Genomic DNA, 11,295 nt, shown 5'->3' with positions numbered 1-11,295 from the left:
CCACAAATTGGACTGACACATTGGCACCATGAAATTTACCTGCTAAGTTTTCATGAAAATAATCACAATAATTTTCACGAGGCCTCTGCATGTTCAAACAGTCCGCCCAGCACGTCGCCAGCTATTACGCCCAGACCTACCCCGCCCACATCCCCCAGCGCCCTACCCTGCAAGGCACCCACGACACCGATGTGCTGATCATCGGCGCCGGTTTCAGCGGCCTGCATAGCGCCCTGCGGCTTACCCAGGCCGGCAAGCGCGTAACCCTGCTGGAGGCCAGCCGGGTTGCCTGGGCTGCCTCCGGGCGCAACGGTGGCCAGGCACTGCTGGGCTGGTCGTGCGACATGCCGCCACTGGAAAAGGCCTTGGGCGTGGAACGCACCCGGCGCCTGTGGGCCAGCATGTGCTGGGCCGCTGACGAAATGCGCGCGCTCCCCCAGCGCCACGGCTTCGATGTCGATTACCGGCTGGGCAGCCTATGGACGGCGGTGCTACCGCGCCGGGTGAAACTGCTTGAACAAGCCCTGCAAGAGGCTGAACACAAATGGGGCTACGATGCCCTGCGCCTGATCGGCCATGAAGAGCTGCCGCACTGGGTCGACAGCCCACGCTACCAGGCTGCGTTATACGATGCCAAAGGCGCCCACCTCAACCCACTGAAACTGGCCCAGGGCCTGGCCAGCACCATCGAGGCTACCGGCGGGCGTATCTACGAACAAAGCCAGGTGCACAGCTATCAGCAGGCTGGCGACGGCCATGTCGCCCGTACCGACCGCGGCGAAGTACGCTGCCAGGTGTTGGTGCTGGCCTGCAACGCCTACATCGACCGCCTCGACCGCAGCCTGTCGCGGCGCCTGCTGCCGGTAGGCTCCTACCAGGTGGCCACCGCACCACTGGACCCCGACCTGGCCCGTTCGCTGCTGCCGCGCAACAGTTGCGTGATCGACAACCAGTTCGTGCCCGACTACTTCCGCCTTACCCCAGACCACCGCCTGCTGTTCGGCGGCGGCTGCACCTACCTGGGCGGCATTCCCAAGGACGTCGCCAGCGCCACCCGCCCCTACCTGGAGCGGGTGTTCCCGCAGCTGGCCGGGGTGGCCATCGAGTATGCTTGGGGCGGCCATATCGATTGCAGCATCCAGCGTACACCGGACGTCGGCCGCGACGGGCAGCGCTATTGGCTGCAGGGCTTCTCCGGCCATGGTGTGCTACCGACTTTGGCGGCGGCGCGGGCGGTGAGCGATGCCATTCTTGGCGATGACGACCTGCTTGAGTTGTACCAGGGCATCGACAACGGCCGCTTCCCCGGCGGCGACCTACTGGCCGCACCGCTGGAAGCCGCTGCAAAGGCCTGGTACCGCATTCGCGACCGCGTCTGATTAGTTGAGACAATTCCCCTGTGGGAGCGGGCATGCCCGCGAAACAAGCGGCGCGGTGGATGGCACCGGCTTTGCCGGTGTTCGCGGGCTCGCCCGCTCCCACAGGGGACCGTGCAAGTCCGCACCCCACAATCTCCAATACCCAGCAAAATCCCTCCTATTCTCAATAACTCCCTTCGCTTCCTGCACCCAGGAGACACGACCATGAGCTATGTAACCACGAAGGACGGCGTACAGATTTTCTACAAGGACTGGGGCCCACGCGACGCACCGGTCATCCACTTCCACCACGGCTGGCCGCTCAGCGCGGACGACTGGGACGCACAGATGCTGTTCTTCCTCGCCCAGGGTTTCCGCGTGGTCGCCCACGACCGCCGTGGCCATGGCCGTTCCAGCCAGGTATGGGATGGCCACGACATGGACCACTACGCCGACGACACTGCTGCCGTGGTCGCGCACCTGGGCACCCAGGGCGCTGTGCATGTCGGCCATTCGACCGGCGGTGGCGAGGTGGTGCGCTACATGGCCCGCCACCCCGAGGATAAAGTGGCCAAGGCGGTGCTGATCGCTGCGGTGCCACCACTGATGGTGCAAACACCCGGCAACCCCGGTGGCCTGCCCAAATCGGTGTTCGACGGTTTCCAGGCCCAGGTCGCCAACAACCGCGCACAGTTCTACCGGGATGTACCGGCCGGCCCGTTCTACGGCTACAACCGCCCCGGTGTCGAAGCCAGCGAAGGCATCATCGGCAACTGGTGGCGCCAAGGCATGATCGGCAGTGCCAAAGCCCATTACGATGGCATCGTGGCGTTTTCGCAGACAGATTTCACCGACGATCTGAAGGGCATCCAGCAGCCGGTGCTGGTGATGCATGGGGATGATGACCAGATCGTACCGTACGAGAACTCGGGGCCGCTGTCGGCGAAGTTGCTGCCCAATGGCACGCTCAAGACATACAAAGGCTACCCGCATGGCATGCCGACCACCCATGCCGATGTGATCAATGCGGACTTGCTGGCGTTTATCCGCAGCTGATCTAGTCGCCTGAACCGGCCTCTTCGCGGGCACGCCCGCTCCCACAGTCTTGTGCAGTACTTGTGGGAGCGGGCGTGCCCGCGAAAGGGCCGGCACTGGCAACTCGTCCATCCCAGGATTACCATACCCCGCTTCCAGCGCAGCCCTTTGCTGCCTCCCTGCCTGCCAAAACCCCATGCCCTTCGAACTCACCGTAGAACCCTTAACCCTGCTGATCCTGGCCCTGGTCGCCTTCGTTGCCGGTTTCATCGACGCCATCGCCGGTGGCGGCGGCTTGCTCACCACCCCGGCCCTGCTTACCGCCGGGATGCCACCGCACCTGGTGCTGGGCACCAACAAACTCAGCTCCACCTTCGGTTCAGCCACCGCAGGCTTCACCTACTACAAGCGCAAACTGTTCCACCCGGCCCAGTGGCGCCCGGCGTTGTTCGCCACCCTGATCGGGGCCTCGATCGGCGCAGTGGTTGCCCACTACATGCCAGCCGAATGGCTGAACAAGATGCTGCCGGTGATCGTCTTCGCCTGTGGCATCTACCTGCTGTTCGGCGGCACGCCCAAGGCGCCGCTGGATGCCGATGCCCCTATCAGGAAGAAATGGCAGGTGCCGCAAGGCTTCACCCTCGGGTTCTACGATGGCGTGGCCGGCCCTGGCACCGGGGCCTTCTGGACGGTCAGTACCTTGCTGCTGTACCCCATCGACCTGGTCCGCGCCAGCGGCGTAGCGCGCAGCATGAACTTCGTCAGCAACATCGCGGCGCTGACGGTGTTCATCATTTCCGGGCAGGTGGACTACATCGTCGGCCTGTGCATGGGCCTGTCGGTGATGGTCGGCGCCTTCTTCGGTGCACGCACGGCGATCAGCGGCGGCAGCAAGTTCATTCGCCCTGTGTTCATCACCGTGGTGCTGGCACTGACTGTGCGCTTAGCGTGGCAGCACTGGTTCGGCCAGGCCTAACCGACGAGCCACATACAAATCGATCAGGTACCGGGCAATCGACCGCCCGGCCGGCAGCGGCGGCAGGTCGTGGACGCTGAACCACTGGGCGTCCTCGATCTCGTCCGGCTGCATGACGATATCGCCGCCCGCATACTCGGCGTGAAAACCAAGCATCATCGAGTGCGGGAACGGCCAGCACTGGCTACCAACGTACTGGATGTTCTGCACCTCCACCGCCACTTCTTCACGCACTTCGCGCACCAGGCAGTCCTCCGCCGACTCGCCCGGCTCGGCAAAGCCCGCCAGGGTGCTGTACACCCCAGTGACGAAACGCGGCGAGCGCGCCAGCAGGATTTCATCACCACGGGTCACCAGCACGATCATGCTCGGCGAAATACGCGGGTAACTGCGCAGCTCGCACGGCTGGCAATACATCGCCCGCTCCCAGCGGATTTGCGCCATCGCCTGCCCGCAGCTGCCGCAAAAGCGGTGCTCGCGGGCCCAGGTGCCGATCTGCGCGGCATAACCCAGCACCTTGTAGGTGTCGAAGTCACCTTCGAGCATGAAGGTACGCAGGCCGCGCCAACTGCACCCAGGCATCTCGGTAGCACTGCGCAGTTCCAGCAGGAACACCGGCTGGCCGTCGAAATGGCCGATGCCGTGCTCGCACAGCACATCGAGGTCCTGGCGCTTGAGCCAGTCGCGGGGGAACAGCGCGCCGTTGTCGTCCACCAGGAACCCTTCCGGGCTGCGGGCCACGGCCAGCCCCCCGGTGATCTGCGGGTCGAGTACTGCGGTAGTCCAGCGTGCTGACATGTCGGGGGGTTCCTTGACTGCGCGTCCCCCGGCCCGATCAGTCGGCGAACGTCGGTTTCTGTTTGCTCATGTGCGCCGCCACGGCCACACGCAGGTCTTCGGACTGCAGCATCGCGGCGTTCCAGGTGGCGATGTAGTCCAGGCCATCGTCAATGCGATGGTCACGCATGTAGCTGAGCATTTCCTTGGTGCCGGCCACAGCGATCGGCGATTTTGCGGCAATCTCGCGGGCGATGGCAAAGACCCCGTCGAGCAATGCGGCCTGATCATCATAGACCCGGTTGACCAGGCCGATGCGCAGGGCTTCGTCCGCCGCAACGTTGCGCCCGGTAAAGGCCAGCTCACGCATCATGCCGTCGCCGATGATACGTGGCAAACGTTGCAGTGTGCCGACATCGGCCGCCATGCCCATGTCGATTTCCTTGATCGAGAACTGGGCATCGCTGCTGCAGTAGCGCATGTCGCAGGCGGAGACCAGGTCGATGGCGCCGCCGATGCAGTAGCCCTGTACCGCAGCCAGTACCGGCTTGCGGCATTTGTCCACGGCCGTGAACGAGGCCTGCAGGCGCTGAATGGTACCGCGCAGGAAGCGTGCATTACGGCCCACGTCCTTGCCCATCTGCCCGGCCAGCGACGCCAGCATCATCAGGTCGATACCGGCAGAAAAATGCTTGCCGGCACCGCTGATGACCACCGCGCGCACCGCATCGGTGTCGTCGATCCACTGGAAGATGTCGATGATCTCCTCCCAGAAGGCAGCGTTCATCGCGTTGACCTTTTCCGGGCGGTTGATCTGAACGTGGGCGATGCTGTCGGTCAGTTCGACCTTGAATGCGCTGTACTCGGTCACGGGCGGCACTCCTGTGGGTGAAGGGTTCATGGCAGGGATGGTAACCCAGCCCGATGACCGCACTTGTGCCAAAAGCGGGACTGCACGCCTTGCCTAAGGCGTGCCGATCCTGAAGCGTTTCCGTTGCAGATGACCACGCCGCAGGCGCTGTACGAAGTGTCGATTTTGCCCGTTGCCATTCGACTACCCTGAAAGCAGCCACCGGTCTGCCAACAGGAGAGTCCCCATGCGCAAACTCATCGTAGCCGCCTTCATCAGCCTCGACGGCGTCATGCAGGCCCCCGGCGGCCCGCAGGAAGATACCAGTGGTGGCTTCACCTACGGCGGCTGGATCGTACCCTACGCCGAGCAAGTATTCGGCCAGGCCATGCAGGACCTGTTCAGCCAGCCTTTCGAGCTGCTGCTGGGGCGGCGCACCTACGATATCTTTGCCGGCTACTGGCCCGGGATAAAAGACGACTCACAAGATTTTTCCATCGCCAACCTGTTCAACAGCGTGGCCAAGCACGTGGCCACCCACACCCCTGCGACCCTCGACTGGTACAACAGCCACGCCCTCGGCGCGGACGTCGGCGCAGCGGTACGTGCACTGAAACAGCAGGACGGCGCCGCCCTGCTGACCCAAGGCAGCGCCGAACTGGTGCAGCAACTGCTGGCGGCCGGCCTGGTCGATGAATTGCAACTACTGGTCCACCCGCTGCTGCTTGGCCACGGCAAACGCCTGTTCGGCGACGACGCGGCAGCGACGGCGTTCACCCTGCAACACTCACAGGTTACGCCCTCCGGCGTGATCATCGCCCGCTACGTACGTGCCGGCCAGGTGCAGACCGGTTCGTTCGACTGAGTGAAATTGCGTACAACTTTTGCCCCGCGCCCGCATCGAAACACAGGTAGGCTCCCATCCGCTCCAAGGAGGTTCACCATGGCGCTACGCACCCCGCTGCTGCTGTCCTGCATCACCCTGGCCCTGCTTGGCTGCGCCGGCAACGATCACCCGGCACCGCCGCGCACCCAGCAGGTCGACCTGCAACGTTATCAGGGCACCTGGTATGAACTGGCGCGGTTGCCGATGTTCTTCCAGCGCAACTGTGTGCAGTCCGAGGCGCACTATGGCCTGCGCCCGGATGGCCGGATCGACGTAACCAACCGCTGCCGGGAAAAGGACGGCCAGTGGAATGAAGCCAAGGGGATTGCCGAGGCCCAGCAACCGGGCAGCACCGACAAGTTGTGGGTGCGCTTCGACAACTGGTTCAGCCGCCTGGCACCGGGCCTGACCAAGGGCGAATACTGGGTGCTGTACCACGACAAGGACTACCGCGTGGCGTTGGTCGGCCACCCCAACCGCGAATACCTGTGGCTGCTGTCGCGCACGCCTGCGGTCACCGACCAGCAACGTGAACAGCTGCTGACCATCGCACGGGAACAAGGCTATGACACCGGGAAGCTCATCTGGCGCCAGGCAGACTAGCAGGCCGTCGACGGCGGGCGGCAATCCGGCTAAGGTGTGCGCCCTTTATCACCTCGAAGGAACGAGCCCGTTGAGCACCCAGCCGCTGCAAGCACACCGTATTCGTTTTCTGGCCGTGTACGATGCGCGCTTCGATGACAGCAGCCCGTTCCGCGCCCGCTGGTGCGACAGCGCCGACTTCACGCGGATAGGCCCCTTGGTGCCACAAGGGTTGCAGGCGCTGCTGCACGAGCTGTCGCTGTTGAGCTAGGAGCCTGAGCATGGACCTGCTGTTTATGGGTACCTCCGCCGGGGTGCCGACCAAGGCGCGCAATGTCAGCGCCACAGCCGTGATCGAAGCCAGTGGCAGCCACTGGTACCTGGTCGACTGCGGCGAAGGCACCCAGCACCAACTGCTGCACACCCCGCTGTCCATCCGCGACCTGCGCGCCATCTTCATCACCCATGTGCACGGCGATCACTGCTTTGGCCTGCCCGGCCTGCTGGCCAGCGCCGGCATGAGCGGGCGCACCCAGCCGCTGGAGCTGATCTTGCCCGCAGCGCTGCATGAGTGGGTACGCCAGGGCCTGGCGGCCAGCGACACCTTCCTGCCGTTCGAGCTTCGCCTGCTGGCCGTGGAGGGCTTGGCCGAATGGCGCAGCGAGACCCTGCAAGTGACCACCGTGCAGTTGTCACACCGGGTACCGAGCGTCGCGTTCGTATTTACCGAACTCAACCCGGAGCCTCGCCTGGACATCCAGCGCCTGGAAGCCGAAGGCATCCCACGCGGCCCTATATGGGGCGAACTGGCCAAAGGCCTGAAGGCGCAGCATGGCGGGCAGTGGCTGAACGGTAACGACTACTTGCGCCCTTCGCGCCCGCCCCGCCGGGTGGTTGTGTGCGGGGACAACGACAACCCCGAACTGCTGGCCGATGCCGCCAAAGGCGCGGATGTGCTGGTGCATGAAGCCACGTTCACCCAGGCAGTGGTCGAGCGTACCGGGGTCACCTTCGGCCACAGCACGGCAGCAGCGGTGGCGCGCTTTGCCGAAGCGGCGGGCGTGCGCAACCTGGTGCTGACACACTTCAGCGCCCGCTACCAGAACGACCCCAGGCGCAGCCCGAATATCGATAACGTACGTGACGAAGCCCTCGCCCACTACCACGGGCGACTGACCCTGGCGCAGGACCTGCAGCGCTATCACATGGGGCGCGATGGCTGTCTTGAGCCGGCCGAATGAATTAGCATTGCCGGTTTTTCCAAAAGGACTTGGCCATGCAACGCATCGTGATCCTGGGTAACGCCGGCAGCGGTAAATCGACCCTGGCCCGACAGATAGGCACCCGCCTCGGTACGCCGGTGGTGCACCTCGACACCTTGTTCTGGGAGGCGGGTTGGGTAGAACCGGATGCCGGCATTTTCCGCAACCGGGTACGCGATGCGGTTGCCGGGGATGCGTGGGTGTGCGAGGGCAACTACAGCCGACGTACCTTCGACCTGCGCTTGCCACGGGCCGACCTCGTCATCTGGCTGGATACACCACGGCTGACATGCCTGAAGCGGGTAATCCTGCGCAGCGTGCTGAACAAACCACGGCCAGACCTGCCGGCCGGGTGTACAGAGCGCCTGGACCGGGCGTTTCTGACCTTCTTGAAGTTTGTATGGACGTTCGACCGAGGGTATCGGCCAGGGATCGAGGCGAACCGCCAGGCGATCGGGCCACAGGTGCCGCTGGTGCACTTACGGGGTGGGCGGCAGATTGCGGCGTTTCTGGCGAGCCTTTCACTGCCTGTTCCGGCCTGATCGCCGGCAAGCCAGCTCCCACAGGGGTATCACAGGGCCTGAGGGCGGCACTGTACCTGTGGGAGCTGGCTTGCCGGCGATAGGGCCAATGCAGGCGACACCGATCTCTGGCTACGCCGCCAACCGCCCGCTGGCAATCGCCTGCGACGCTGCCAGCATTGCCCGCAGCAACACCGCACACCCTGCCGCCAGGTCACCGGGGGTGGCGTTTTCGATCTCGTTATGGCTGATGCCGTTCTCGCATGGCACGAATATCATCCCCGCTGGCCCCAGTTCGGCGAGGAAGATCGCGTCATGCCCCGCCCCGCTGACGATGTCCATGTGCGGCAAGCCCAGTGCCTGCGCCGAAGCGCGCACGGCATCGACACAGCCTTTGTCGAAGTACAGCGCCGGGAAGTCTGCCGTGGGCACCAGTTCGTGGCTCAGGCCGTGCTTGGCACAGGTCGCCTCGATCACCCCGCGCACCTCGGCAATCATCGCGTTCAGTCGTTCACCTTCCAGGTGGCGGAAGTCGAGGGTCATGCGCACCTCGCCGGGGATTACATTGCGCGAACCCGGGTAGGCTTGCAGGCAACCTACCGTGCCGCAGGCATGCGGCTGATGGCCAAGGGCGGTACGGTTGACCGCCTCCACCACGGCGGCCGCGCCGACCAGCGCGTCCTTGCGCAGGTGCATGGGCGTCGGGCCGGCGTGGGCTTCGACGCCGCGCAAGGTCAGGTCGAACCATTTCTGGCCCAGGGCGCCAAGTACTACGCCAATGGTCTTGGCCTGGTCCTCAAGGATCGGCCCCTGCTCGATATGCGCCTCGAAATACGCGCCCACCGGATGGCCGAGTACCGCACGCGGGCCGGCGTAACCGATGGCGTTCAAGGCCTCGCCAACGCTCACGCCCTGGGCATCACGCTTGGCCAGGGTTTGCTCCAGGGTAAACTTGCCGGCGAACACCCCCGACCCCATCATGCAGGGGGCAAAGCGCGAACCTTCTTCGTTGGTCCACACCACCACTTCCAGCGGCGCCTCGGTTTCCACGCCCAGGTCGTTGAGGGTGCGGATCACCTCCAGCCCGGCCATCACGCCAAAGCAGCCATCGAACTTGCCGCCGGTAGGCTGGGTGTCGATATGGCTGCCGGTCATCACCGGCGGCAGTTTGGGATTACGCCCGGGGCGGCGCGCGAAGATGTTGCCGACGGCGTCGATGCTGACCGTGCAACCGGCGGCCTCGCACCACTGCACGAACAGGTCGCGGGCCTGGCGGTCGAGGTCGGTCAGGGCCAGGCGGCACACGCCACCCTTGGCGGTGGCGCCGAGGCGGGCCAGGTCCATCAGCGATTGCCACAGGCGGTTGCTGTCGACGTGATGGGCAGTGGTCTTGAGGATGTCTTGAACTGGAGTCACGGGTTTCTCCTTCAGGCTTTTTTGTTTTCTGTGCCGGCCTCTTCGCGGGCATGCCCGCTCCCACAGCAATTCCACATCTCTGTGGGAGCGGGCGAGCCCGCGAAGAAGCCAGCGCGGTCTCAGGGCAATGGCTTGGCCAACCGCGCGGGGTTGCGAGCCGCCACACTGGCGAAGACGTAGTACAGCCCCCCACCCAGCAGCGAACCGGTAAACCAGCCGTAGTCGTAGAACCAGCTGAAACTGCTGTTGCCAATCGCCATCACGGTCAGCGCCACCGGCAAGGCAAAAGCGGCAAAACCCGCCCAGTTCCACGCCGGGTACACGTCATCACGGTACAAACCGGCCAGGTCCAGCTGCTGCCGACGGATCACGAAATAATCCACCACCATGATCCCGGCAATCGGCCCAAGCAGGCTGGAATAGCCCAACAGCCAGTTGGAATACACACTCTCCAGGCTCAGGTCGGAGACAATCCAGCCCAGCTTCTTCAACAGCTCATGGCCCATCAGCGCCAGGCCGATGAAACCGGTCAGCCACACCGCCCGGCTGCGCCCGATCAGGCGTGGGGCAATGTTCTGGAAGTCGTTGGTAGGCGACACGATGTTCGCTGCGGTGTTGGTCGACAGCGTGGCGATCACGATCAGCGCCATGGCCAGCGCCACCCAGAACGGGCTCTGGATCTTGCCGATCAGGCTGACCGGGTCGGACAGCGTCTCACCCACCAGCGACGCCGAGGCAGCAGTCAGCACCACGCCCAGCGACGCAAACAGGAACATGGTCAATGGCAGGCCGAAGATCTGCCCGAGAATCTGGTCCTTCTGGCTGCGGGCATAACGGCTGAAGTCGGGAATGTTCAGCGACAACGTGGCCCAGAAGCCGACCATGGCCGTAAGCCCTGCGCAGAAATAGCTGACCACGCTCGCCCCTTCCGGCCGCTTGGGGGGCTGGGCCAGCAGTTCGGTCATCGACATGTGCGGCAGGGCCCAGAACAGCAGGCCGACCCCCACTGCCACCAACAGCGGTGCAGACAGCGTTTCCAGCCATTTGATCGACTCGGCACCGCGCAGCACCACCCAGAGGTTCAGGCACCAGAAAATCATGAACCCGATCACCTCGCCGGTGCCGCCCAAGGCCTTCCAGCCATCGAACACCGAGCCCAGGAACAGGTGGATGGCCAACCCGCCGAACATGGTCTGGATACCGAACCAGCCACAGGCGACCACCGCGCGGATCAGGCACGGTACGTTGGAGCCGAGGATGCCGAACGACGAACGCAGCAGCACCGGGAACGGGATGCCGTACTTGGTGCCGGGGAAGGCGTTGAGGGTAAGCGGGATCAGCACGATCACGTTGGCCAGCAGGATAGCCAGCAGCGCCTCACCGACGCTGAGGCCGAAGTAGGCGGTGAGCACGCCGCCGAGGGTGTAGGTGGGGACGCAGATGGACATGCCCACCCACAGGGCGGTGATGTGCCATTTGTTCCAGGTGCGCTGGTGCACCTTGGTCGGTGCGATGTCGTGGTTGTAGCGCGGGCTGTCGAGGACATCACTGCCCTCGGCCAGCTCGAACAGGCCATCCTGCTCGACCACTTCCGATCTGCTCTGTTGCATGGGCCTTTCTCCAGACTTTCTT

Annotated in this window: 12 protein-coding genes; 8 read left to right on the top strand and 4 right to left on the bottom strand. The window is 64.3% G+C overall.

Going from position 1 to position 11,295, the window contains the following annotated elements:
- Nucleotides 1-89: 89 nt before the first annotated feature.
- The 3 genes from ACIQUI_RS07505 to ACIQUI_RS07495 all read left to right on the top strand — a co-directional run bounded on the left by ACIQUI_RS07505 (nt 90) and on the right by ACIQUI_RS07495 (nt 3,369).
- Nucleotides 90-1,379 (top strand): NAD(P)/FAD-dependent oxidoreductase, encoded by a 1,290-nt coding sequence (locus ACIQUI_RS07505; RefSeq protein WP_403196616.1) that lies wholly within the window; start codon nt 90-92, stop codon nt 1,377-1,379.
- A gap of 204 nt (nt 1,380-1,583) precedes the next feature.
- On the top strand, nt 1,584-2,414 hold the full coding sequence (locus ACIQUI_RS07500; protein WP_403196614.1) for an alpha/beta fold hydrolase: 831 nt from the start codon (nt 1,584-1,586) through the stop codon (nt 2,412-2,414).
- Nucleotides 2,415-2,589: 175 nt separating this feature from the next.
- Nucleotides 2,590-3,369 (top strand): TSUP family transporter, encoded by a 780-nt coding sequence (locus tag ACIQUI_RS07495; RefSeq protein WP_403196611.1) that lies wholly within the window; start codon nt 2,590-2,592, stop codon nt 3,367-3,369.
- Here ACIQUI_RS07495 and nudC read toward each other — a convergent pair.
- Together nudC and ACIQUI_RS07485 are read right to left on the bottom strand one after the other, a co-directional pair.
- Nucleotides 3,337-4,167, bottom strand: coding sequence for an NAD(+) diphosphatase (gene nudC, locus ACIQUI_RS07490; RefSeq protein WP_403196609.1), 831 nt, complete (start codon nt 4,165-4,167; stop codon nt 3,337-3,339). The genes ACIQUI_RS07495 and nudC overlap by 33 nt on opposite strands.
- A gap of 37 nt (nt 4,168-4,204) precedes the next feature.
- Nucleotides 4,205-5,017 carry a crotonase/enoyl-CoA hydratase family protein gene (locus ACIQUI_RS07485; protein ID WP_403196607.1) on the bottom strand — a complete coding sequence of 271 codons (813 nt, stop codon included), beginning with the start codon at nt 5,015-5,017 and terminating at the stop codon, nt 4,205-4,207.
- A 226-nt stretch (nt 5,018-5,243) separates the two neighbouring features.
- On the opposite strand from ACIQUI_RS07485, the gene ACIQUI_RS07480 reads away from it, so the two are divergent.
- From ACIQUI_RS07480 to ACIQUI_RS07460, 5 genes are all read left to right on the top strand, one after another.
- Entirely contained in the window at nt 5,244-5,861 is a 618-nt protein-coding gene (locus ACIQUI_RS07480) for a dihydrofolate reductase family protein (protein ID WP_403196605.1), read from the top strand.
- A gap of 78 nt (nt 5,862-5,939) precedes the next feature.
- Nucleotides 5,940-6,485 carry a lipocalin family protein gene (locus ACIQUI_RS07475; protein ID WP_403196603.1) on the top strand — a complete coding sequence of 182 codons (546 nt, stop codon included), beginning with the start codon at nt 5,940-5,942 and terminating at the stop codon, nt 6,483-6,485.
- 70 nt (nt 6,486-6,555) lie between these two features.
- A complete protein-coding gene (locus ACIQUI_RS07470; protein ID WP_403196602.1) occupies nt 6,556-6,735 on the top strand; it encodes a hypothetical protein in 180 nt (59 codons plus the stop codon).
- Between the two features lie 10 nt (nt 6,736-6,745).
- Nucleotides 6,746-7,705, top strand: coding sequence for a ribonuclease Z (locus ACIQUI_RS07465; protein WP_403196600.1), 960 nt, complete (start codon nt 6,746-6,748; stop codon nt 7,703-7,705).
- Between the two features lie 35 nt (nt 7,706-7,740).
- A complete protein-coding gene (locus ACIQUI_RS07460; RefSeq protein ID WP_403196597.1) occupies nt 7,741-8,268 on the top strand; it encodes an AAA family ATPase in 528 nt (175 codons plus the stop codon).
- A 111-nt stretch (nt 8,269-8,379) separates the two neighbouring features.
- Here ACIQUI_RS07460 and ACIQUI_RS07455 read toward each other — a convergent pair whose 3' ends face one another.
- Both ACIQUI_RS07455 and ACIQUI_RS07450 read right to left on the bottom strand, forming a co-directional pair.
- Entirely contained in the window at nt 8,380-9,663 is a 1,284-nt protein-coding gene (locus tag ACIQUI_RS07455; protein WP_403196594.1) for a Zn-dependent hydrolase, read from the bottom strand.
- Nucleotides 9,664-9,782: 119 nt separating this feature from the next.
- A complete protein-coding gene (locus ACIQUI_RS07450; protein WP_403196591.1) occupies nt 9,783-11,273 on the bottom strand; it encodes an NCS1 family nucleobase:cation symporter-1 in 1,491 nt (496 codons plus the stop codon).
- Nucleotides 11,274-11,295 lie beyond the last annotated feature (22 nt).

It is taken from the genome of Pseudomonas sp. NPDC090592, assembly GCF_044769185.1.
Taxonomy (GTDB): domain Bacteria; phylum Pseudomonadota; class Gammaproteobacteria; order Pseudomonadales; family Pseudomonadaceae; genus Aquipseudomonas.
The sequence above is the reverse complement of the archived record's forward strand: the minus strand, read 5'-3'. Positions and strand labels throughout refer to the sequence as shown.